Origin of the sequence: Ruminococcus flavefaciens (assembly GCF_900119075.1) — a bacterium.
GTDB classification, from domain to species: Bacteria; Bacillota; Clostridia; order Oscillospirales; family Ruminococcaceae; genus Ruminococcus; species Ruminococcus flavefaciens_Q.
Window position 1 is genome coordinate 185,670 of sequence record NZ_FPIP01000001.1, and the last position, 24,483, is coordinate 210,152.

Annotated in this window: 19 protein-coding genes and 1 pseudogene; 19 read left to right on the forward strand and 1 reads right to left on the reverse strand. The window is 48.3% G+C overall.

The window, feature by feature from the left end:
• Positions 1-4 precede the first annotated feature (4 nt).
• The 18 genes and pseudogenes from smc to BT105_RS15235 all read left to right on the forward strand — a co-directional run bounded on the left by smc (position 5) and on the right by BT105_RS15235 (position 19,827).
• The gene (smc, locus tag BT105_RS00785) at positions 5-3,577 is read left to right on the forward strand and encodes a chromosome segregation protein SMC (protein ID WP_072298964.1); all 3,573 of its coding nucleotides are present in this window, start codon (positions 5-7) and stop codon (positions 3,575-3,577) included.
• 63 nt (positions 3,578-3,640) lie between these two features.
• Positions 3,641-4,540 (forward strand): annotated as a pseudogene (ftsY, locus tag BT105_RS15230) (signal recognition particle-docking protein FtsY); the annotation flags it as partial.
• Positions 4,541-5,027: 487 nt separating this feature from the next.
• Positions 5,028-5,609, forward strand: coding sequence for an RdgB/HAM1 family non-canonical purine NTP pyrophosphatase (gene rdgB / locus BT105_RS00795; protein WP_072298965.1), 582 nt, complete (start codon positions 5,028-5,030; stop codon positions 5,607-5,609).
• A complete protein-coding gene (locus BT105_RS00800) occupies positions 5,610-5,912 on the forward strand; it encodes a YhbY family RNA-binding protein (RefSeq protein ID WP_028514769.1) in 303 nt (100 codons plus the stop codon).
• Between the two features lie 3 nt (positions 5,913-5,915).
• On the forward strand, positions 5,916-6,611 hold the full coding sequence (locus BT105_RS00805) for an NAD(P)H-dependent oxidoreductase (protein WP_072298966.1): 696 nt from the start codon (positions 5,916-5,918) through the stop codon (positions 6,609-6,611).
• Positions 6,612-6,624: 13 nt separating this feature from the next.
• Positions 6,625-7,815, forward strand: coding sequence for a nicotinate-nucleotide adenylyltransferase (locus tag BT105_RS00810; RefSeq protein ID WP_072298967.1), 1,191 nt, complete (start codon positions 6,625-6,627; stop codon positions 7,813-7,815).
• A gap of 29 nt (positions 7,816-7,844) precedes the next feature.
• A complete protein-coding gene (locus BT105_RS00815; RefSeq protein ID WP_072298968.1) occupies positions 7,845-9,353 on the forward strand; it encodes an LCP family protein in 1,509 nt (502 codons plus the stop codon).
• Positions 9,354-9,713: a ribosome silencing factor gene (rsfS, locus tag BT105_RS00820; protein WP_072298969.1), complete on the forward strand. Its 360-nt coding sequence runs from the start codon at positions 9,354-9,356 to the stop codon at positions 9,711-9,713.
• Between the two features lie 5 nt (positions 9,714-9,718).
• Positions 9,719-10,063, forward strand: a complete 345-nt coding sequence (locus tag BT105_RS00825; RefSeq protein ID WP_143186519.1) for a hypothetical protein — start codon at positions 9,719-9,721, stop codon at positions 10,061-10,063.
• A gap of 26 nt (positions 10,064-10,089) precedes the next feature.
• The gene (gene leuS / locus BT105_RS00830; RefSeq protein ID WP_072298970.1) at positions 10,090-12,522 is read left to right on the forward strand and encodes a leucine--tRNA ligase; all 2,433 of its coding nucleotides are present in this window, start codon (positions 10,090-10,092) and stop codon (positions 12,520-12,522) included.
• A gap of 192 nt (positions 12,523-12,714) precedes the next feature.
• Positions 12,715-12,888, forward strand: coding sequence for a 30S ribosomal protein S21 (gene rpsU / locus BT105_RS00835; protein ID WP_009984057.1), 174 nt, complete (start codon positions 12,715-12,717; stop codon positions 12,886-12,888).
• A 77-nt stretch (positions 12,889-12,965) separates the two neighbouring features.
• Positions 12,966-13,499: a YqeG family HAD IIIA-type phosphatase gene (locus BT105_RS00840; protein ID WP_081367748.1), complete on the forward strand. Its 534-nt coding sequence runs from the start codon at positions 12,966-12,968 to the stop codon at positions 13,497-13,499.
• Positions 13,496-13,927 carry a type II 3-dehydroquinate dehydratase gene (gene aroQ / locus BT105_RS00845; RefSeq protein ID WP_037324512.1) on the forward strand — a complete coding sequence of 144 codons (432 nt, stop codon included), beginning with the start codon at positions 13,496-13,498 and terminating at the stop codon, positions 13,925-13,927. Before BT105_RS00840 ends, aroQ begins: the two co-directional genes overlap by 4 nt.
• Positions 13,928-13,937: 10 nt before the next feature.
• A complete protein-coding gene (locus tag BT105_RS00850) occupies positions 13,938-15,002 on the forward strand; it encodes an aminopeptidase P family protein (RefSeq protein WP_072298971.1) in 1,065 nt (354 codons plus the stop codon).
• Positions 15,003-15,089: 87 nt separating this feature from the next.
• Positions 15,090-15,647, forward strand: coding sequence for an elongation factor P (efp, locus tag BT105_RS00855; RefSeq protein WP_028514779.1), 558 nt, complete (start codon positions 15,090-15,092; stop codon positions 15,645-15,647).
• 47 nt (positions 15,648-15,694) lie between these two features.
• Positions 15,695-16,180, forward strand: a complete 486-nt coding sequence (locus BT105_RS00860) for a CD1247 N-terminal domain-containing protein (protein WP_072298972.1) — start codon at positions 15,695-15,697, stop codon at positions 16,178-16,180.
• Positions 16,181-16,563: 383 nt separating this feature from the next.
• Positions 16,564-18,987 (forward strand): beta-xylosidase family glycoside hydrolase, encoded by a 2,424-nt coding sequence (locus tag BT105_RS00865; protein ID WP_242940057.1) that lies wholly within the window; start codon positions 16,564-16,566, stop codon positions 18,985-18,987.
• Positions 18,988-19,023: 36 nt separating this feature from the next.
• Positions 19,024-19,827: an alpha/beta hydrolase gene (locus tag BT105_RS15235; protein ID WP_242940058.1), complete on the forward strand. Its 804-nt coding sequence runs from the start codon at positions 19,024-19,026 to the stop codon at positions 19,825-19,827.
• Positions 19,828-19,913: 86 nt separating this feature from the next.
• Here the strand turns inward: BT105_RS15235 and BT105_RS00870 are convergent, their stop codons facing one another.
• Complete coding sequence (locus BT105_RS00870) at positions 19,914-21,164, reverse strand: dockerin type I domain-containing protein (RefSeq protein WP_072298973.1); 1,251 nt, start codon at positions 21,162-21,164, stop codon at positions 19,914-19,916.
• A gap of 389 nt (positions 21,165-21,553) precedes the next feature.
• On the opposite strand from BT105_RS00870, the gene BT105_RS00875 reads away from it, so the two are divergent.
• Entirely contained in the window at positions 21,554-24,403 is a 2,850-nt protein-coding gene (locus tag BT105_RS00875) for a carbohydrate-binding protein (protein WP_072298974.1), read from the forward strand.
• The last annotated feature ends 80 nt before the right edge of the window (positions 24,404-24,483 follow it).

The following is a 24,483-nucleotide window of genomic DNA, read 5'->3' on the forward strand; positions in this document are numbered from 1 at the left end:
GCGAATGTACCTGAAATCACTGGAAATACAGGGATTTAAGTCCTTTCCCGATAAGATAAGTCTGACCTTTGACAAGGGACTTACCGCAGTTGTCGGTCCTAACGGAAGCGGCAAGAGCAATATCGGCGACTCGGTGCGCTGGGTACTGGGCGAGCAGTCCACAAAAACGCTCCGAGGCAATAAAATGGAGGACGTCATCTTCTCGGGTACTGTTGCGAGAAAGCCTATGGGCTTTGCGGCAGTTACGCTGAATATCGATAACTCCGACAAGACTCTCCCCGACATGGATGATGAGGTGGCTATCACTCGTAAGCTTTACCGAAGCGGCGAGAGTGAGTACATGATATGCGGCAAGCCATGCCGTCTGAAGGACATTAACGAACTCTTCATGGACACAGGTCTTGGACGCGACGGCTACTCCATTATCGGACAGGGACGTATCGCCGAGATAGTCGGTGCAAAGAGCTCCGAGCGCCGCGACATATTTGAAGAAGCGGCAGGTATCTCAAAGTTCCGCTACAAGAAACTGGAGGCTGAGAGAAAGCTCACCGCCGCACAGGAAAATCTCCTTCGTCTGACGGATATCCTGTCGGAACTGGAGGGCAGAGTGGAGCCGCTCCGCATACAGTCGCAAAAGGCTGAGAAGTTCATAAAGCTTGCCGAGGAGCGCAAGAAGCTGGAAATATCCGTCTGGGTGACAAAGCTGGACGAGATGAAGGTAAAGCTTGACGAGATAGAGAGCAAGATACTCGTCAGCAAGAACGAGTACGAGAATATCGAGAACGATATCCAGCGCGAGGAGCAGAAGATAGCAGACGGTATCAGAAAGATGCAGGAGAGCACCATGCGTGCCGACGAACTCCGCCGCAAAATGCTGGAGGAGGAGCAGACCTCATCGGAGATGAAGTCTGGTATCGCCGTTCTCGAAAACGATATAAAGCACTGCAACGAGGCAGTTGAAGCCGCTCAGAAGAACATCGACAGCTCCGAAGAAGCCAAGAAAGCTCTGGAGCAGGAGCGCAAGGCTGCTCTTGACGGACTTGCAGAGCTTGAAGCAAAGAAAAAGACTCTTGAAGCCGAGATAAAGGCTGCCGAGGAGAGCTTCGAGAAAGCCGAGAACGAGAGCTCAAAGCTGGGAGACTCCGTTGACAAGGCAGGCAGCGAGATAAACGCTATGTACATCAGGCAGAGCGAGCACCGCTTCACTATCGAGTCCTCAAAGGCGACCATAGAGGAGCAGACCGCCCGTCTTGCCGAGCTCCGCGAAAGCAGCGGCGATATCAGCCGCAAGCTCAGCGAGTATCAGAGTCAGGCTGCCGAGATAAAGGCAGAGAAAGAGAAGAACGCAGCGAGAGCCGAGGAGCTCCGCAACAAGCTCAGCGGACTTGAAAGACTTTACAAGTCGCGCCGCGAGGGCTTCGAGCAGGCTAAGAACGACTTCGAGCTAGCGCTCTATGAGCTGAAAGACAAGCAGCAGCGCCGCAAGATACTCACCGACCTTGAAAACAATATGGAGGGCTTTGCAGGCAGCGTAAAGCAGGTTCTGAAAGCCTCAAAGCAGGGACGTATCGGCGGAGTAATGGGCACTGTAGCTCAGAATATAGGCGTTGAGCCAAAGTACGCAGTAGCAGTTGAGACTGCGCTGGGCGGCGCAATGCAGAACATCATCGTCGAAAACGAGGACATCGCAAAGCGCTGTATCCGTTTCCTTAAAGAGCAGAAGGGCGGACGTGCAACATTCCTGCCTATCACATCTGTAAAGGGCTACGAGCTCCGCGAGCAGGGGCTTGAAAACTGCGAGGGCTTCGTGGCAAATGCCAACAAGATAGTGACTTATGACCAGAAATTCAGCGGTATAATCGCTTCACTTCTGGGACGCATAGTCATCGCAGAGGATATCGACACCGCAACTCTTATAGCCAAGAAATACGGCTACAAGTTCAAGATAGTAACTCTCGACGGACAGGTCATCAATGCAGGCGGTTCATTCACAGGCGGTTCCGCACAGCGTTCGGGCGGTATCATAACCCGTAAGAACGAGATAGACACTCTCGACGCCGAGATAGTAAAGCTGGAATCAGAGCGGGACACTCTCCGCGAAAAGGCAGAGAAGCTCCGCGCCGAATCCGAGAAGCTCCGCTTTGATACGGAGGCTGCAAAGGAAGAACAGGCACAGTGCGAGGCTGACAGAGTCCGCATTGGAGCAGAGCTCAACAGCCTTGCTTCACTGGAGGAGCAGTTCCGCGCACAGTCGGAGAACTCCGAGAAAGCAGCAGCAGAGATACAGCAGCGCATAGCTGCCGCAAAGCAGAGCATAGTCGATTCGGAAAAGGCTCTTGCCGATACAGACGCCGAGATAAAGGCGGCTGAGGAAAAGCTTGCACAGGGACAGGATATCCGCGAAAAGCTGAGATTACAGCGTGCGGAGCTGTCCGATAAGCTGTCAGAGCTGAAGATAAAGGGCATGGAGCTTGCAAAGGACGTGCAGGCTCAGGAGCTGGAGCTCTCCCGTATCGACCGCAGAGAGGAAGAGCTGAAATACGGCGCTCACCGCTTCGAGGAGGAGATATTCCGCCAGAAGGAGATAATCTCACAGAAGCAGGCTGAGATAGAGGAGCTGAAAAAACAGCTCTCCGATTTCAAGGACAACACCGAGACATACAATGCCGAGATACAGCGCTGTCATGCAACTCATACAGAGCAGAACCGTCTCGTAAATGAGATGCAGAACGGCTTGAAAACTATCAACGAAGCAAAGGAAAAGCTGTCCGCAGATATCACCCGTCTTGAAGAGCGCAAGGAGACAGTCTGCCGCGATACCGACAATATCATCAGACAGCTCATGGAGGTCTACGAGCTTACGCGCTCCGAGGCTGTTGCCATGGCTGAGAAGATAGACGATATGATAGCCGCACAGGCAGAGCTCACCACCATAAAGAACAAGATACGCGCCCTCGGAAGCGTAAACGTTGACGCTATCGAGGAGTACAAGGAAGTATCCGAGCGTTATCAGTTCATGTCCGAGCAGATAGCCGACGTGCAGAAGTCCAAGACAGAGCTGGAAAAGATAATCACAGACCTTACTTCGGAGATGTGCAGGATATTCTCAGAGAGCTTTGAGATAATAAACTCAAATTTCAAGAGCATATTCGTGGAGCTCTTCGGCGGCGGAAAGGCAGAGCTGATACTTACCGATCCCGAGAACGTTCTGGAATCGGGCATAGAGATAAGCGTAGCGCCTCCCGGTAAGGTCATCAAGAACCTTATCTCACTGTCGGGAGGCGAGCAGTCTTTCGTAGCTATAGCTATCTATTTCGCTATACTCAAGCTGAGACCTGCGCCTTTCTGTATTCTTGACGAGATAGACGCGGCTCTCGATGAGGTAAACGTAAGAAAGTACGCACAGTACCTCAAAAAGTTCACTGATACCACTCAGTTCGTGCTTGTTACTCACAGACGAAGCGCTATGGAAGAAGCCAATGTCCTTTACGGTGTAACCATGCAGGAGGACGGTATTTCCAAGCTCCTGAAAATGGAGCAGGTGGACTTCCAGGAGGACGTTGCGGATATTCAATAATTTTTTTGTCACAAAATCGTTTTTCATTTCGATAAGTATAATAGACCATGTTTGGAGGATATAATGGGACTTTTTTCTAAAATTGCCAGCGGTCTCAAAAAGACCAAGGATTTTCTTTTCGGCGGTATCCAGAGGGTTCTTAACCAGTTTACCGTTATTGACGAGGACCTTTTCGACGAGCTCGAGGAGCAGATGATAATGAGCGATATCGGCGTTGAGACCTCCGAGGAGATATGCGACAGGCTCCGCAAGAAGATAAAGGAGCGCGGTATCACCGATCCAAAGGAGATAATGGGACTTATCCATGAGGTCATCTCTGAGATAATGGGCAATGACACAGGACTTGACCTGTCTGTATCTCCCGCAGTAATCATGGTCATCGGCGTAAACGGCGCAGGCAAGACAACAACTATCGGCAAGCTCTGCCACCAGTTCAAGCAGGAGGGCAAAAAAGTTCTCGTTGCCGCTGCGGATACATTCCGTGCAGCAGCTATCGACCAGCTTGAGGTATGGACGCAGAGAGCAGGCGTTGACATAGTTAAGCACGCCGAGGGCTCCGATCCCGGTGCGGTAGTATACGACGCTCTCGAAGCTGCAAAGGCAAGAGAGTGCGACGTTGTCGTTATTGACACCGCAGGACGTCTCCATAACAAGAAGAATCTTATGGAGGAGCTCAAAAAGATAAACCGTATCATCGACACAAAGGCAGGGGACTGCTCACGTGAGGTGCTTCTTGTACTTGACGCTACAACAGGTCAGAACGCAGTAAATCAGGCTAAGCTTTTCAGCGAGACTGCACCTATCACGGGTATAGTTCTCACAAAGCTCGACGGTACAGCAAAGGGCGGTATCGTTATCTCCATAAAGAACGAGCTTGGCATACCTGTAAAGCTCATTGGCGTTGGCGAGAAGATAGACGATTTACAGCCATTTGACAGCAATATGTTCGTTGACGCTCTCTTTGCAAGTCCCGAGCAGCTTGAAGAGCTTGCCGAGGCTGAGGAGGACGAGGAGAACGAGTCCGAGGGCTACACTGAGGATACCGAGTACGAAGAGGACGAGGAGACCGTTGAGGTCGACGGCGTAAAGGGCTATTACAACGAGTACGGCGCATTCGTTGCCTATGAGGAAGACGAAGAAGCCGATGAAGCAGAGCCTGAGTACGAGGAAGAGGACTACGAAGAGGAGTCCGAAGAAGAAACCGAAGCTGAGACAGAGTCTGAAGTTGAGTCTGATGATGAGGCTGAAGCTGATGAGGACACAGAGGCTGAGGAAAGCGAGCTGACCGAAGCAGCTGAGGACGAATCCTACGAGGATGAGTCCGATGACGCCGAGGATTCCGACGAAGCTGATGAAGAAGAGACAGCCGAGGAAGAGACAGAGACTGCTGCTGAGCCCGAAAAGAAGAAAAAGCGCGGCTTCTTCAGCAGACTGTTCGGAGGTAAGGACAATGATTAAGCAGCTTGTAATGGCTACAAATAACGCAAACAAGCTCCGCGAGGCAAGAGAGATACTTGCACCTCTCGGGATAGAGGTCCTCTCACAGCGTGAAGCAGGAGCAAACTGTGATCCCGAGGAAAACGGCGCTTCCTTTGCGGAAAACGCTCTTATCAAGGCAAAAGCAGTTTACGAAGCTGTAAAGCTCCCGACTATCGCAGACGACAGCGGTCTATGCGTTGACGCTATGGACGGCAGACCGGGAGTTTATTCCGCAAGATATGCTCCCGAGGGACAGCACTGCGCGAAGCTTCTTGAGGAAATGAAGAACGTGCCCGACGGCAAGCGCGGAGCTGCATTCGAGTGTACTATCGCGTACATCGACGAAAACGGCAGCCACACCATGACAGGGGAGTGCAGAGGGGCTATCGGACATGAGCAGCGCGGCACCAACGGCTTCGGCTACGATCCCGTATTTATGGTGGGCAAGCGCACAATGGCGGAGCTCACAGCAGATGAAAAGAACGCTATAAGCCACAGAGGTGCGGCTCTCAGAGAGCTGTACAAGTATCTGAAAGAAAGATTTGGTGATTGAATGTTAACAAGCAAGCAGAGAGCTTACCTGCGCGGTATCGCCTCTACATACGAGACCATATATCAGGTGGGAAAGGGCGGCGTTACCGAGGCTATGTGCAAGGATATTGAAGCTGCTCTTACAAAAAGAGAGCTTATAAAGCTGAGAGTTCTTGACAATTCGGGCTGGACCGCAAGAGAGGCTGCCGACGCTATCGCAGAGCAGACAGGCGCCGATGTAGTACAGGTCATCGGCAGCAAATTCGTGCTTTTCAAGCGCAACGAAAAAGAGCCTGTTATCGAGAATATCCCAAAGGCTAAGTAAGACATGAAGGTTCTTATAATAAGCGGCACAAACCACAAGGGCTCCACCTACAATATCGGGCGTATCATGGCTGAGAAGCTGACCAAGCCCGATGAGATCAGCGAGGTGTTCCTGCCCCGTGACTTTGACGAGTTCTGCTATGGCTGTACAAATTGTTTCGAGAAAAACGAGGAGCATTGTCCTCACGCCGAAAAGCTGAAGCCCATAACCGAGCTTATAGACGCATCAGATGTGCTTATACTTACGTCTCCCGTGTACGTTTACCACTGCACAGGACAGATGAAAGCGCTCCTCGACCATTACGGCTGGCGCTGGATGGCGCACCGTCCCGAGGAAAAGATGTTCAGCAAGCAGGCAGTAGTGGTTGCAACGGCTGCGGGAGCAGGCGTGAAGTCCACTATGAAGGACATGGCGGACAGCTGCTTCTTCTGGGGCATACCTCAGACCTACAAGCTGGGCAGAGCAGTTGCGGCAGTTGACTGGCAGAGCGTAAAGCCCAAGATAAAGGACGATATCAATAAAAAAGCCGACAGTATCGCAAAAAAAATACTGAAAAGGCAGGGGAAAGTACCTGTTTCACTGAAAACAAAGGGCTTTTTCAAGATAATGAGCCTTTTGCAGAAAAACGGCTGGAACAAAGCCGACATGGACTACTGGAAGGAAAAGGGCTGGACAGAAGGCAAGCGCCCGTGGAAATGAATGGAGTGATGAAATGCGCATAGGAATATACGGCGGAAGCTTCAATCCCGTACATAACGGTCATATACATCTTGCGCAGACAGCGCTCCGTGATTTTTCGCTCGACAGGTTGTATTTGGTGCCGTCGAAGAAGTCTCCCCACCGCTCCATAGCGGAGTACGCTCCCGATGAGGACAGACTTGAAATGCTCAGACTTGCCTGCAGGGCAGACGAAAGGCTTTTTGTCAGCGATTATGAGATAAAAAGCGACCGCGTGAGCTATACTATATACACGGTGGAGCACTTCCACGCTGAATTTCCTGAGGCAGAGCTTTTTCTCATGGTGGGAAGTGATATGCTCATGTGCTTCGATACATGGCACCGTTTTGATGAGATACTGGCAAAGGTAACATTATGTGTCGTATCCCGTGAGAGCGGAGACCTGCCTGCACTGAGAGCAAAGGCAGAGGAACTCAGCAAATTCGGCAAGATACTGGTATCCGAGGCTGATCCTACGGTGATTTCGAGCACCGAGATCAGAAAAAAAATTGCAAAAAATAAGGATTTCGCTTGCTATCTTGACGAAAATGTAGTACAATATATAAGATCGAAGGGATTATATTCAGTCAGAGGTGAAGGAAAATTGCATTACGATGCAGACGATAAAAAGAAATACCTGAAAGCCAATTTATCGGTTAAAAGATACACACATTCGCTGAATGTTGCCGACGAGTGCAGAAAGCTTGCGGAAAAGTACGGAGAAGATCCCGAAAAGGCATATTTTGCAGGGCTTCTTCATGATATCTGCAAGGAAATGCCCGACGATCAGCAGAGAGCTCTTGTAGAGGAGAGCGGCTACACGGTATGCCGCGAGGAGCTTGAAACGCGTTCGCTGCTCCACGGCATTGCAGGTGCATATTTTATTAAGAAAGAGTTTGGGATAGAGGATATAGATATCCTTAATTCCATCAGATTTCATACAGTCGGACGGGCTGGAATGTCCCGTCTTGAGGAGATAGTTTACATCGGCGACCTTATTTCTGCCGAAAGAGACTACAAGGATGTGGATAAAATGCGCAAGCTGGCTTATACCGACCTTAATGCGGCTATGCTGGAGGCTTTTGCATTTTCCATGAAGTCGGTTATAAAAAAAGGCGGAGTAATACCTATTTGTACCGCAGAGGGATATAATTTTTATACACGGCTTTCAAAAGCAGAGAAATAAAATACTGGGAATTTGAAAAGAGGAGTCAAATGAACCGAGAAGAACGTAACGAGGAGTTATACAGCAGATCTTACGGAGCTCCGAGGCAGGCAAAACCTCTTAGAAAGCTCAAAAGGATCGATAATAATAACAGCAGACCAAAAGAGCCCGAGTATCATGGATTGCACGAGGCTCCTTCAATAGATATAAGGATCGAGGGGGAGAAACCTCCGAGACCGCAGTTAAATGAGCAGCAGTATCACGGACTTCACGAAAAGGGCAGAGAAAGATACGTTGAATCGGCAGATTATGATGAGGATCTCGACGATTTTGACGACGAGCCGAAAAAGAAAAAGAGCAAAAAGGACGCATTCATAAAGCTTACGTCCATTCTGCTAAGTATCGCGGCTATAATCGCTCTCTTCCTTAATATGCCTATACTCTGGTATAAAAAGAGCGGTCAGCCCGATGAGAGAGTGTCCATAATGACCTATTTCAAGCGCTGGCAGCCTACTGTTGACATCGAGGGCGAGCTTCAGAAGCCTACAATGGATCTGAACGTCGATACAGATATCGTTACCGAGGACTTTACAGACGGTCTGGATCTTCCGCAGCTTGTCGAGGGACAGTACACCGTGCTTTTCCTCGGATTTGACGAGGATCAGGAGCTTACAGACGTTATCTGGATATGTCAGTTCGATATCGGAGGCGGAAAGCTAAATATACTGCAGGTGCCCCGTGACTGTGCAGTTCCGAACTATACAAGCAATCCGACCACCAAGATAAACAGCGTTTACTTTGACGCATGGGATCAGGAATCAAACAAGATCCAGCGTGTGGTAAACTGTATTCAGGAAAACTTCGGTATCCCGATAGACGCATATATAACAACTGCCTGCTTCGATATCGTCGATATCGTTGACCTTATAGGCGGTATCCCGATGCACCTTGACAACGAGATAATCTATGAGGCTGACAAGAGAATACCCGCAGGCGACGTAGTCCTCAACGGTAATCAGTCTGAATGGTTCGTGCGTTTCCGTCACGAGTGGCTGCAGGGCGATATCGGACGTGTACAGAACCAGCGCCGCTTCATGCAGGCAGCTATGAAGAAGCTCCTGTCCATCGTCAAGGACGAGGGCAAGATGAAGCTGTACAGCTACCTCAATACCATATACAAGAACAAGTGGATAGCAACCAATATGAGCGTTGAGGACCTCAGCAAGCTTGCTGATTTCGGCTCGGTGCTCAGTATGGAGAATGTCAGCGTAAATATGGTGCCCGGTGAAGACGCTATCTATTATATCACCAATGAGGAGTTCTACAGTATCTACTCGATACACAAGAGAGCTACAATAGATATGCTCAACGAGCATTTCAGACCTTATCAGAGACCTATGCTGCTCTCAGAGAGCAATATCGTCGAATATGTTGACGAATACAACTATCAGTATGAAGTATATGATGATACCGGCATGACCTTTGAGGAACTCGAAACAGCTACTGAGCCGCTCAGAGACCCAGAAAAGAGACCTGCATGGAAGGAGTATGAAGAATAAATGACCGAACAGGAAAAGCTTGAACTTATCATAAAAACTCTCGACAGCAAAAGAGGCGAGGATATACAGGCAATAAAGATATCAGACCTCACTATACTTGCAGATTATTTCGTAATAGTAAACGGTACCAGCAATACTCATGCAAGAACACTTGCAGACGAGGTCGAGTTCGTCCTCTCACAGAAGGGCATTGAGCCCCAGCGCCGTGAGGCTGATACGGGAAATACATGGATAATCCTTGATTATGCTGATATAATCGTTCATGTATTCTACAAGGACACACGTAATTTCTACAAGCTGGAAGGCTTATGGGCTGACGGCGAGCAGATAGATATCAGCAGCCTTATCACCAAGGAGTGAGTTATTTGTTCGATCAGAAGGAAAGAGGAAACAAGATATGCATTGCCATGGCGGTATACGTTGTCGCCAAGGCTTTGCTTAATATGATACTGGCGAAGCATTTTGTGCTGTTTAGTTTGCTTATTGCCCTTGTAGAAGCGATTTTTTTCTTTTCAAGGTTCAAGTATGTGAACTATATTCTTGCCGCAGTCCTCGCACTTGTCGCGATAGTTTATCTGCCGCAGAATATAGCCAATATCGGTGCAAACTGGATATACCTCTTAGAGGGCATTATAGACATCGGCTGTGCAGCACTGCTGTGCTTTAACCGCGATGTCAAGAGCGTATTCTACAGATCAGTAAATTATTAATTATATTATAAAGGAATGATATTACAATGAGCAGATATGATTTCACATCTGTTGAAGCCAAATGGCAGAAATACTGGGAAGAACACGAGACCTTCAAGACTGATGTATGGGATTTCAGCAAGCCTAAGTTCTATGCGCTGGATATGTTCCCATATCCGTCGGGAGTAGGTCTCCACGCAGGACACCCCGAGGGCTATACCGCCACAGATATAGTTTCACGTATGAAGCGTATGCAGGGTTACAACGTCCTTCACCCAATGGGCTATGACTCATTCGGACTTCCCGCAGAGCAGTATGCCGTAAACACAGGCAACCACCCCAACGGCTTTACTCAGGAGAATATCAAGACCTTTTCAAAGCAGCTTAAGGAGCTGGGCTTTGACTACGACTGGTCAAAGATGATAGCTACATCAGATCCCGAGTTCTACAAGTGGACTCAGTGGATATTCAAGCAGCTCTACAAGGACGGCTACGCAAAGTACATCGATATGCCTGTAAACTGGTGCGAGGAGCTTGGAACAGTTCTCTCCAACGACGAGGTAATCGACGGCAAGTCCGAGCGCGGCGGCTTCCCTGTAGTAAGAAAGAACATGAAGCAGTGGGTAATCGACCAGCCTGCATTCGCTGAGAAGCTCCTTGAGGGACTCGACGAGATAGACTGGCCTGAGTCCACAAAGGCTATACAGCGAAACTGGATAGGCAAGTCCACAGGCGTCGAGGTTGAATTCGACATCGTTGGCGGCGGAAAGTTCTCTATCTTCACCACCTGTATCGAGACTATCTACGGTATCACATTCATGGTTCTTGCTCCCGACGGAGCTATCACAGAGAGCCTACTTGACCGTGTTCAGAACAGGGAAGAGGTCGAGGCTTACATTGCAGAGACCAAGAAGAAGAACGATATGGACCGCACAGAGCTCAATAAGACCAAGTCAGGCTGCGAGCTCAAGGGCGTAACCTGTATAAATCCCGTAAACGGCAAGGAAGTCCGTATGTTTATCGGCGATTTCGTACTTGCAAGCTACGGTACAGGTGCAGTTATGGCTGTTCCGAGCCACGACCAGCGTGACTTCGAGTATGCAATAGCTCACAACATAGACATGATCCAGGTAATCGACGGCAAGGACGGTCACATCGACGTTTCAGAAGCCGCTATGGAAAAGACCGAATACCTCGGCAAGGGCTACAAGCTCATCAACTCCGAGGAGTTCACAGGGCTTACCGTTGAGGAAGCCAAGGAAGCTATCACACAGAAGCTTGAAAAAATGGGCAGAGCAAAGCGCACTGTCAACTATCACTTCCGTGAGTGGATATTCGCACGTCAGCGCTACTGGGGCGAGCCTGTTCCGATAGTTCACGGCGAGGACGGCGAGATACACGTTCTTGACGACGAAGAGCTGCCGCTCATTCTTCCTGAGCTTGACGACTACAAGGGCAAGAATGGCAAGGCTCCCCTTGAAAATGCAACAGAGTGGAAGAAGTACGACAAGAACGGCATAAAGGGCACACGCGAGACTTCAACTATGCCCGGAAGCGCAGGTTCGAGTTGGTACTACTTCAGATATATCGATCCACACAACGACAAGGAGTTCGCAAATCAGGAGCTCCTGAAGCACTGGATGCCTGTAGACCTCTACATAGGCGGTCCCGAGCACGCTGTAGGACACCTTATCTACTCACGTATCTGGAACAGATACCTCTACGATAAGGGACTGGCACCTACAAAGGAGCCTTTCAAGAAGCTGGTTCATCAGGGCATGATACTTGGCGAGAACGGCATCAAAATGGGTAAGCGTTTCCCTGAGTTCGTTGTAAATCCTTCCGATATCGTAAGAGACTACGGCGCAGATACTCTCCGTCTTTACGAAATGTTCATGGGACCTCTCGAGGTAAGCAAGCCATGGAGCAAGAACGGTGTTGAGGGTGCTAAGAGATTTATCCAGAGAGTATGGAACTTCTTCACAGAAGCCGAGAACCTCACTGACGACAACGACGGCGCACTTACTAAGGTTTACCACCAGACAGTCAAGAAGGTTACCGACGACTACGAGAAGCTTGCGTTCAATACAGCTATCAGCCAGATGATGATATTCGTAAATGCTGTGTACAAGAACGGCAAGTGCCCCAAGGAGTACGCCGAGGGACTTATCAAAATGCTGTCCTGTATCACACCTCACATGGGCGAGGAAATTTGGAGCATCATGGGACATAACGATACTATCGCCTTTGAGCAGTGGCCTGTTTACGACGAGGAGCTCTGCAAGGAGGATACTATCGAGATAGTTGTCCAGATAAACGGCAAGGTAAAGGCAAAGCTGAACATCGCTGTTGACGCTGACAAGGATTCCGTAATGGAAATGGCTATGTCCGATGAAAAGGTCAAGGAGTCAATCGACGGAAAGACCATCGTCAAGCAGATATATGTACCAAATAAACTTGTTAATATTGTTGCAAAATAACGAATTTTTAAGTAAAAGAAAAAATGCTTGACAACGAGCAGAAAATGTGGTAAACTTATACTATATTCTTTTATATTAATTTAAGTAAATCTGCTATACGGTGGGGTATATGATGACTAACACCTTTTGGTGCTTAGTATAGAGCTTTGGAGCAGTGCTCCGAGCAACCTCTGAACAAGGGAGGGAAATTTAGTGGCAGAAGTTCGTGTTGGCAAAAACGAGTCTTTAGACACAGCTCTTAAGAGATTTAAGAGATCATGTGCAAAGGACGGCGTAATTGCTGAGGTTCGTAAGAGAGAACACTACGAAAAGCCTTCAGTTAAGCGTAAGAAGAAGTCTGAGGCAGCTCGTAAGCGTAAGTATTGATCTTGCGGAATTATTAATGTTGATAAAAGCGGGCTGCGGCTCGCTTTTTCATTTGTTGAACGGAGTTGACAAAAAGCTTGGGATTCAAACACAAAATTACAAGGACCGACGTGGATTTTGCGTTCAGAAAAACGGTGAATATCACGCCTGATTTTCTGAAAAAGCATGGCGTTAAGGGACTCATACTCGATGTCGACAACACGCTCACGACGCACGACCACCCCGTACCTGCAAAGGGTATCAGGGAGTGGCTGGAAAATATGAAAAGTAACGGCATAAAGCTTATTATAGTATCAAATAACAGCGCTGAAAGAGTCAAGCCCTTTGCTGATCCGCTGGGACTGGACTTCGTAAGCGACAGCGGCAAGCCGCTGAAAAGGGGATACAAGGCAGCCATGGAGAAAATGGGACTTACTCCGTCGGAGACCGCCGCAGTAGGCGACCAGCTCTTTACCGACGTGTGGGGAGCCAACTTCGCAGGAGTGAAAATGCTCTATGTCGAGCCTATGGAGCTTGAACCAAAGTCCAAGCGATTCATACGCTTCAAGAGAGTTCTTGAAAAGCCCTTTCTTCCGAAAAAATTTGCCGACGATACAAAGGAGAAATTATGATAAAGAAAATACTTGTTATACACGGTCCTAACCTTAATCTGCTGGGAGAGCGCGAGCCGGGTGTTTACGGAAACGCAAACATCGACACCCTCAACAGCAATATAATCGACCGTGCAAAGGAACAGGGCTTGGAGTGCGAGATATTCCAGTCCAACCATGAGGGAGCTATCATTGACAAGCTCCACGCCGCAAGAAAGACATTTGACGGCGTTATCCTCAATGCAGGAGCTTACACACACTACAGCTACGCTATCCGCGACGCTATCGCGGCTATCAAGATACCCGTTATAGAAGTACATATCAGCAACGTTTTCGCACGCGACGAATTCCGCTCCAATTCCGTTATCGCACCTGTATGCAAGGGCAGCATAAGCGGCTTTGGCTTCGGAAGCTACTACCTTGCAGTTCAGGCTCTTGCGGAGCTCTGAGAGGTGCGAAATGACCAGATTTGAAAAGCTTTTTGAGGTGTTTGAGGGAGCTGACTGCGTACTCATAACATCTGACATAAACCGCAGATATTTCACAGGTATGAAGTCCTCAGCTGGAGTAGTTATTGCTTTTCCCGAAAAGGCGTATCTCCTCATTGATTTCCGCTACATCGAAAAGGCGAGAGCAACAGTAAAGGACGCCGAGGTCATTGAGATGAAAAAGCTCTATCCACAGCTTATGGAGCTGCTGAAAAATCACGGCGCAAAGAATATCGCTATAGAGTCTGAGACCATGACCGTCAAGGAGCTTCACGCTTATGAGCATTTCTTCACGGAGTTTGAGTTCATTCAGAACGATTCACTGAGCAATGCTATTGCAGCACTCAGAATGACCAAGGACGCCGAGGAGATAGAGTGCATCAGAAAGGCTCAGGCAATTGCCGAGAAAGCCTTTTACGAGCTCTTAGGCTTCATCAAGGTGGGCGTTACCGAGCGTGAGATAGCTCTGGAGCTGAACCGTCTGCTTTACGCTTACGGTGCAGAGGACTTATCCTTTGACACCATTGTTCTCGCAGGAGCAAACACCTCCATGCCTCATGGAGTGCCCTCGGACAAAAAGGTGGAGAACGGCGAGTTCGTGCTCATGGACTTCGGTGCTGTGTACAACGGCTACCACAGCGACATGACAAGAACTGTCTGCGTTGGCGAGCCTGATGACGAGATGAAAAAGGTCTATGATATAGTCCTTAATGCTCAGCTTGCAGGCATTGAAGCTGCTAAGGCAGGCATAATGGGCAGCGACCTCGACAAGGTATCCCGTGATATCATCGAGCAGGCAGGCTACGGAAGCTGCTTCGGACACTCACTCGGTCATGGAGTTGGTATGGAGATACACGAAAAGCCCAATGCTTCGCCGAATTACAAGCTGCCTCTCAATGAGGGAGCAGTAGTTACCGTAGAGCCGGGTATCTATATCGCAGGCAAGTTTGGTGTGAGAATAGAAGATTTTGTCATTTTAACTGAAAACGGCTGCGAAAACTTGACAAAAACGGCAAAAACTCTCATATCTTTATAATAATATCACATTAGGTATTGCAAAAATCCCGAAAATGTGATAAAATAAAGTATCATATTAATTTGAAAAAATACGGAGGTATTTATAATGATTTCAGCAGGAGATTTCAGAAACGGCGTTACCTTTGAGCTTGACGGACAGGTAGTTCAGGTTATCGAATTCCAGCACGTTAAGCCTGGTAAGGGTGCTGCTTTTGTAAGAACAAAATATAAGAACGTTATCACAGGTTCAGTTGTTGAAACTTCTTTCAACCCAACAGCTAAGTTCCCTACAGCTTACGTTGAGAGAAAGGATATGCAGTACAGCTACAACGACGGCGACCTTTACTATTTCATGGACCTTGAGACATATGAGCAGGTTCCGATCAGCGCTTCTATCCTCGGCGACAGCTTCAAGTTCGTTAAGGAAGAGATGATCTGTAAGATCCTTTCATACAAGGGCAACGTATTCGGCGTTGAGCCGCCTAACTTCGTAGAGCTCAAGGTTACACAGACTGATCCCGGCTTCAAGGGCGATACAGCTACAAACGCTACAAAGCCTGCTACACTTGAGACAGGCGCAGAGATCAAGGTTCCTCTTTTCATCGACGAGGGCGAGATCATTCAGGTTGATACAAGAACAGGCGAGTATATGTCAAGAGCATAAGCTCGGGCTGTACTTTCTATACTATAATTCGAGAGGAGGAGCTTGCTATGAAGCTTACCGAGAAAATGTCATATTTACAGGGACTTATCGACGGTCTTGAGATCGATTCTTCCACTAAGGAGGGAAAGGCTCTTATTCAGATGTCCGAGGTAATGTCAGAGCTGGTGCTCTACGTTGAGGATCTCCAGTCACAGGTGGACGAGCTTACAGAGCTCTGCGATATCCTTGATGAGGATCTTGGCGCAGTTGAGGACGATTTCTATGATGACGACTATGACTGCGACGACTGCGATGAGTGCGATGAAGATGATGATTGGGACGATGACGACGAATTCGACTTCGACGATGATGACGATGAGCTTTATGAGATCACATGTCCTACCTGCGGAGATACTATTCTCCTTGACGAGGGCATGATCGAAGAGGGCTCCATGAACTGCCCTAACTGTGATGAGCTCCTTGAGTTTGATTACGACGATCTTACTATCGAGGACTTCGAGGACAAGGCAGAAGACGAGCCTGAAAAGAAGTAATAGTCAAAAAGCACACAGCTGCGGAATGGGATAACCTGTTCCGCAGTTTTTTTATGTTCTCATGTATTCCTCAGAAGTATTTGTATGCTACTTTTCTGCTAAAATATTGACATTAAACGGCGTAAAAGGGTGAAATAATGCCGATATCACATGGAAAATAAAAAAATAATGCTATTATTTATCTGTATTGCGCTATAATGTTCATTTTGTCCACCTAATCCGCATTTATTCGGTTGCGGTTTATTGAGCAAAATGTTACAATTAATTAAAATTGGAGTAATAATATACGTTTATAATGACGTATCGAAGAAAAACTTTTTTGTCATTGTGTACAAAATAGTATTAATGAAAAGTGGGATATTAAAATTGAAGGAGGAATTTTCATGAAACAATTAAAACTCAGGAGAGCTGCGGCTTCTGTTCTGGTAGCGGCAGCTGTTGCCCTGCCGTCGATATCGGCTTCATCAAGCATTATCAGCACTCCTGTGTCGGCAGCGTCCACAATTAACAACCCTATCATCTGGGCTGACGTCCCCGATGATGACATCATCAGAGTAGGCGATACTTATTATATGGTCAGCACGACCATGTTCTTCAGCCCCGGTGCTCCTATTATGAAGTCCAAGGATCTCGCTAACTGGGAGATCTGCAATTACGTCTTTGACACATACGCTAACGGCGACGTTCAGAACCTGAAAAACGGCAAGCACGACTACTCTCACGGACAGTGGGCTACAAGCCTTCGCTACAACGAGAAGAAGGGCAAGTACTATGCTTTCTTCGGAAGCTACGGCTCCAACAAGTCCTATATCTGCTCTACAGACGACATCGAGAACGGTGAGTGGTCAAGGGTTGAGCTCAACGGTATGTACCACGACGCTTCCATGCTCTTTGACGACGACGGCAGAAACTACCTCGTTTACGGTGCAGGCGGTACCTGTAACATCAAGGAGTTCAACTCCGATATGACAGGCTGGGCAGCAGGAGCTACCGAAAGACGTCTTTTCAAGACAAACTTCAATAACCTCGCAGGCGAGGGCTGGCATATCCATAAGATAAACGGCTACTATTATATACTCGGTATCGCATGGCCGTCAGGTCACGGCAGACTCGAATTCTGCTACCGTTCAAAGAGCCTTAACGGCAACTGGGAGAACAAGACTCTCCTCGATTCAGGTCTTGGCTCATACGGCAGCGGCTGCGCACAGGGCGGTATCGTTGATACCCCCGACGGCAAGTGGTACGGACTTATGTTCCAGGATCACGGCGCTGTTGGACGTATCCCTGTTCTCGTTCCCGTAAACTGGCAGAACGACTGGCCTATGATGGGCGTAAACGGCAAGGCTCCTATTACTCTTGACCTTGGCACTACACAGGGTACTGATGTAGCAGGCGACGACAGCTTTGACTACACCACAAACGACCTCGCTCTTGAGTGGTCATGGAACCATAACCCCGATAACAGCGCATGGTCTGTTACAGAGCGTCCAGGCTGGCTCCGTCTTAAAAACAAGAATATGGCGTCACATCTGCTCAATGCAAGGAATACCCTCACAATGCGTACAGAGGGACCTGCCTGCAGCAGCTATATCAAGCTTGACGCTTCAAATATGAAGCCAGGAGACTACGCAGGTCTTTCGGCATTCCAGCTGAAATACGGCTGTATCGGTGTCCGCGTTGACGACAACGGCAATAAGAAGGTCTATATGTCTGTCAACACTGGCAGCGATGTTCCGACAAGCTCCAACAAGATAGTTGCAGAGCAGAATATGAACGGCAACGAGGTTTACCTCAAGGTCGACTTCAAGTTCGCTAACGTTAATTCTGACGGCAGCTCCTCCAACAATATAGATAAGGCTAATTTCTATTATTCATATGACGGTCAGAACTGGACAAAGCTCGGTCAGGAGCTCTCGATGTCCTATGACCTCAAGCTCTTCACAGGCTACCGCAGCGGTATTTACAGCTATCCTACAAAGTCCACAGGCGGCTATGCCGATATCGACTTCTTTGAGTATGACCGTCAGACATGGAACGGATGTAACGGCAGCAAGGTCCTCAGCGGCACTCCCGTTATCATCGAGCCCGACGAGAACGGCTACTACTTCCATAATACATTCGAGAGCGGCACAGAATCATGGACAGGCAGAGGTTCTGCAAGCGTTGCTGTGGATAAGACAGAAGCTTACGACGGTTCAGGTTCACTTGCTTGTACAGGCAGAAATGCAAGCTGGAACGGCGCTTCAAAGTCACTTTCTTCAAACGTATTCAAGGCAGGCGAGGAGTACAGCTTCAGTACTGTTGTAAAGTACACGGAAGGACCTGCTTCTCAGAAGTTCTACCTCACTCTCCAGTATGAAGCAAACGGCGATGTAAACTATGACAAGATAGCTACAGTTGACGAGCTGCCAAAGGGCGAGTGGGTTCAGCTGGCAAATACAAACTATAAGATACCTGAGGGCGCTTCAAATCTACAGATGTACGTTGAGACAGATTCCGACGATTACAGCTTCTATGTTGACGAGGCTATAGGCGCTGTTGCGGGAACTGCTATAGACGGACCACAGGCAATAAGTGTTATTTATGGTGATGTAAACGGCGACGAAGTTATCAACAGCTTCGACCTCGTTGCTGCAAGAAAGGGCTTGCTCTCGGAGAAATTTGCTGATGACAGAGCTAAGAGAGCAGCTGACGTTGACAAGAACGGCAAGGTAGAGATGAGTGATCTCGTACAGCTCCAGAGCTTTGTACTGGGCAAGATCTCGGAGTTCGGCAAGTCCGACTCCCAAAGTGCCAGTAGCGGCTGACAAGTAGAAGAACAGACTGCGCCTACAAAGTATACAATGGCTGAGTACACCAAGCTTGTGGAGCCAAAGGTCGCAAACAAGGAGCCCGATTCTTCACGTCAGGAAAAGGGCGGAGTTCAGTACGGCACAGTAAAGAGCGACAAGTATTTTTCAACCACCTGCAACCGCGAGAAGCCTTTCAATATCCTGCTTCCCGCAAACTATGATCCGAATAAGAAGTATCCTGTAATGTACATCATGCACGGCTACTATGAAAATCAGGACAGAATGATAATCAAGGGCAACGGTACTATGTACACACGCCAGATAATCGGCAATGCTATCGCTGAGGGCGAGGCAGAGGAAATGATATGCGTATTCCCGTATATCTATTCAAGTGCAACACAGAAGGACTGCTCGGGTATGGACGACAATAATAACCGTGCATACGACAACTTCATCAATGACCTCACAAAAGACCTCATGCCTTACATTGAGAAGAACTACAGCGTAAAGACAGGCAGAGACAATACTGCTATCACAGGCTTCTCAATGGGCGGACGCGAGTCTCTCCTTATCGGTATGAAGCGCCCCGACCTCTTCGGATATATCGGAGCTATCTGCCCTGCACCGGGCGTAACAGGCGATTTCAAGTGGAAGAGCGGCGAAGAGCCTCATCTCCTGTTAATTACAGCAGGAAGCAACGATGAAGTAGTATATTCAACACCTAACGGCTATCACGACAGCTTTACAAAGAACGGTGTTCCTCACATCTGGCACTACGTAAACGGCGGTTATCACGGCGATAACTCCATTCATGCTCATATTTATAACTTTGTGCGTGCGGCTTTCAAGGCATAATTGAATACTTACCATACATTTTAACTTCCTCAAAGAAAAGCACCGCAGCATTAGCTTAGCTGCGGTGTTTTTCGTATCATTTATTCTTACTTTGCGAGGAATTCCTCAAAGGTCTTTACGTTTTCCTTTGTTGTTGCTGTGTAAGCATAGTAGGAAAGGATATTAGAGGCGTCAACAGCGTTTATAGCACCGTTTTTATCCACGTCTCCGGCAAGCTTCTGAGTTTCGTTGAATCCGCCGTCCTTTTTGATGGATACCATTGCGTAATAGCTGAGTACAGATGAAGCGTCAACTGCGTCTATCTTGCTGTCGCTGTTTACATCTCCCAAGGTGTAGCTTGGAGCGGTGTTGGTCTCAACGAAGTCATAGCTCTTTACGAGCCATCTGCCGTCTTCGGCAACAAGATTTATCCTGCCGTAGCCGTCCTTGTCGCTCTTTTCAGCGGTAGTTGCTGTAAATCCGTTTGCAGTTACATTTGAAACGGTCACGCCTTCGTTGATATTAAAGCTGTATGCTCCTCTTGCGCCAATAGCGGCGTAAACAACATCGTCTTTTTCAACGAAACGGTCTTCAGCCTGCTTTATAAGGCTGTCGCGGAGCTCGCCTGTGCATTGCTCGGTGATGTATTCCTTGAAAAGGTACATCGAGAAGCTCTGCATATTGTCACTTGCTTTGCCATATTTCTTGCCGTTGACTGTTATTGTATCCTTTGAATCAGCAGGAGCACCGTATGCGAGAGTTTCGAGTATGCTCTGCAGGTGGAACATTCTTACATATGCAGCGTCTGCAAGGTCTTCTGTGGATTTATTGACAGTGAAGTAGCCGAATTCATAGTCGTTTATCTTCCATTTGCCGTCTTCGAGGGCAAATGCAGCTCTGCCGTAATCGTTCATCTCGTCGCTTTTCTGAGTTACGGCTCTGAATGACTTATCGGTCTGATCTGTGATGACAACGCCGTTGTCCGTAAGAAATGTATAGAAGAAACGTCCCGAACTTCTTTTGTAAAGAGCTCCGTTTTCTTCCTTCAGACAGTTTGCGCAGCTTGCGAGAAACATTTCCTTGAGGTCGCCTGTGCAGGTGTCGGTGATAAATGCCTTTACGCTTGCGATAGTCTTGAAGCGTGAATCCTCGACCTTGACGAAGTCATTAAGTGTGCTGTCAGCGCCGTCGGTAAGGCTGAGGATAGTATTCATATCCTTAAGCTTTGCAACAGCTGTTTCGCTCACGCTGCTTGCTGCTGTTGATGCGGCTGTTGTCGTATCAGCTGCAAAAACTGCTGCTGCAGGCATAGACGCAAAAAGAGTAAGTGCTGTGAGACAAGAAATCATTTTTTTCATACCCATTACCTCTTATTTCTATATTTTTCCGTGTTTTAAACACAGATTATATTATAAGGGATATTTTTCAAAAATGCAAGGGAAATGAATATTTTTTTCATTTATTTTAAATTGACTAAAAAGCAGTTCCTGCTTTAGTGAAAATAACGGAGTGTAGGAGGAAAAACGCCATGAAATGATAGGAAATTACCATAAAAATCATGATTTTTGTATTATAAATTATGATGATATATTATAATAAAATTATGTTAAAATTAGTCTATCATGCACAAATGAGGTGAATGATAGCAGGGGAATTAAAATTGGCTTTTTCGGACTCAGCCTTAATAACAAGAAAACAGTCTTTTAGGCAAAGGCTGAGTTTGTTGAGCCGAAAAGGAGGAATACTTATGAATATGACAAAAAGAGCTTTAGCACTTGTTGTCAGCATGGCAGCTGCAATATCAGCGTTTGATATTGCAGTGCCCCAGAGTACAGCTACAGCGGCTGACGTGCAGGCTGTATTCTATGTTGCTCCCGACGGAAGCGACAGCGGTGACGGTTCTATCGGCTCGCCCTTTGCTACTCTCGAAAAGGCGCGAGACGAGGTGCGAAAGATAAACAGCTCGATGACAGGCGACATCGTTGTTTATCTCCGCGGAGGCGATTACCGTATCACAAAGCCCGTTGAGTTTGACACAAGGGACTCGGGCAAGGGCGATTACACCATACGCTATGAAGCGTATCAGGGAGAGACTCCCGTTATCAACGGAGCTACACAGGTCACAGGCTGGAAGAAGTACAACGACAAGCTGTGGGCTGCACCTCTGGACAGAGACTATAAGCTCCGCAACCTTTATGTAAACGACCGCCGTGCCAATATGGGCAGCGTTCAGGTTCAGGCTAAGGGCGGCTACGGAGATTACTACATACAGGCAGGTCAGGCTGACTGGGCTTGGGTTTCGGGCAAGAAGAGCGACGGTATCAAGTACGACGCAGGCTCTATGCCGAAGGTGACCTCGAACTTTGACGACCTCGAAGTTGTAAACGGCACCACATGGAACGAGAATATCGTATGCTCCCGTGATGTCAAGTACGACGGCGGCAGCATGATACTCCTTATGCAGCAGCCTTACGGCGCTATCGCTCAGACTCCCGGCTGGGGCGCAGGCTTCACAACAGGCGGCACTCACACCATATACAATGCATTCTCATTCGTTGACAGCGAGGGCGAGTTCTTCTTCGACAAGACCGCCAAGATGCTGTATTACTATCCGAGAAACGGCGAGGATATGACAACAGCTGACGTTGAAGCTCCTGTTGCTGACGGTCTTATCAAGATTGCAGGTAAGTCCACATCAGACCGTGTATCGAATATAAGCTTCAGCGGCATTACCTTTGCCAATACGGATTATCAGCTCACAGATGTAGCAGGCTCTCACGGTAAAACTACCTGTCAGGCGGCACAGACCTACATTGCCTTTGCTGATTCCAACTGGCACAGCAAGAAATACGAAATGGTTGATACTCTGCCTGCTGCTATCCATATCACAAGCAGCAGCAACATCAAGCTCACAGGCAATGTTGTAAAGCACACAGGTGCAGACGGTATCTCCATGACCAATGATGTTGTGGATTCTGAGGTCCGTGGAAACTTCGTTACCGACATCACCTCAAGCGGTATTACTGTCGGTCATCCGCAGCATATCTATATCGGGGACGCAGCAGGCAATAACAAGGAGAAATTTCCTAAGGGCGTTGAGGGCTTATGCAAAAACGACCTCATCACCGAGAATCTTCTCTACGATATCAGCGTTGTTCACGGCTTCGGCGGCTGTGCAGCCATTACTGCATACTTCGTTGACTCCGTGAAGATACTCAACAATACTATCGAAAAGACAGCATACAACGGTATCCACCTCGGCTGGGGCTGGTGCAACTTCAAGGACAGCACTACCTGCCGTGACAACCAGATATGCTACAACAGAGTTATAAACTCCCTTAACCGTCTCCACGACAGCGGCGGTATCTACACTATCGGACAGATGCCAGGTACAATAATCAACGAGAACTACGTTCAGGGTATCCCTGCTGGCGGTCCCGGCTGGCCTACATACGGTCTACATAATGACGAGGGCACAGCTTACATCAAGGAGCTTGACAACGTCCTTGAAATAAGCCCTAACGTTACCTATACCATCAACTGTGAGGACTATGGTCAGAAACACGATCTCACTATCAAGCGCACATATGCAACAGTCAATAAAATGGGCAAGAATCCTCCCACAAGCGATATTGACACTCCTATCGTTGTTTCCGATAATGTGTGGCCATTCGCACAGTACAAGATATGCCTTAACTCGGGTATCGGCGATGACTACCGCAAAATGATGCCCACATGGCTGAAATCAGCTGCGGACTATGCATTCCCTGCAAGCTGTGCAACGACTTGCAGCAGCAAGCTCCCCATAAGAAAGGTAGACGGCACAGTATGGATAGCTCCCGACGGCACTACAAGCTTCACAGCAGGAGCTGACATGACAAAGGCAAGAGGTACGGCAGGCACTATCAAGACTCCGTCCAAGGAGGGCGAGTACAGGATATACGTGCTTGACGCTAACGGAAAGGTACTGAGCAAGTCTTCACACCTCCTCCGACTCAAGGGCACAGGAAGCGCTGAGGCTGAGGGCGTTATCGAGGCTGAGTCCTGCGATTACAAGTCGGGTATCGAAACTGAGACCTGCTCAGAGGGCGGCACAGACGTGGGCTACATCGAGGACGGCGACTATATCGGCTTCAAGAACATCGACCTTACAGGCGCAGATAAGGCAGACTTCCGTGTAGCTTCAAACGGCTCGGGCGGTAATATCGAGGTAAGACTTGACAGCGCTGACGGCAAGCTCATAGGCAAGGCAGAGGTTGCAAGCACAGGCGGCTGGCAGGACTGGACGACCAAGACCTGCACTATCGAGCCGACCTCAGGCAAGCATGATGTATATCTGGTATTCACAGGCGGAGAGAGCTACCTCTTTAATCTGAACTGGTGGAAGCCGAATACACCTGCCGCTGAAGTTATTCTCGGCGACCTTAACGGCGACGGAGTTGTTGACAGCTTCGATATGTGTCAGATGAGAAGAGCGGCAGTAGAGGGCGACGCAGAGCGCTTCGAGGCGGCTGATATCAACGCTGACGACGTTATCGACGGTGAAGACCTTGTATTGCTCAAGAAGTTCATTCTCGGCGAGATAAAGTCATTTTAAATAGTTTTATGAAAGGGCGGAGCTATCCGCCCTTTTCAATTAGGCAGCAATTTGTGCGGCGATGTTTTAAAGCGGGCGAC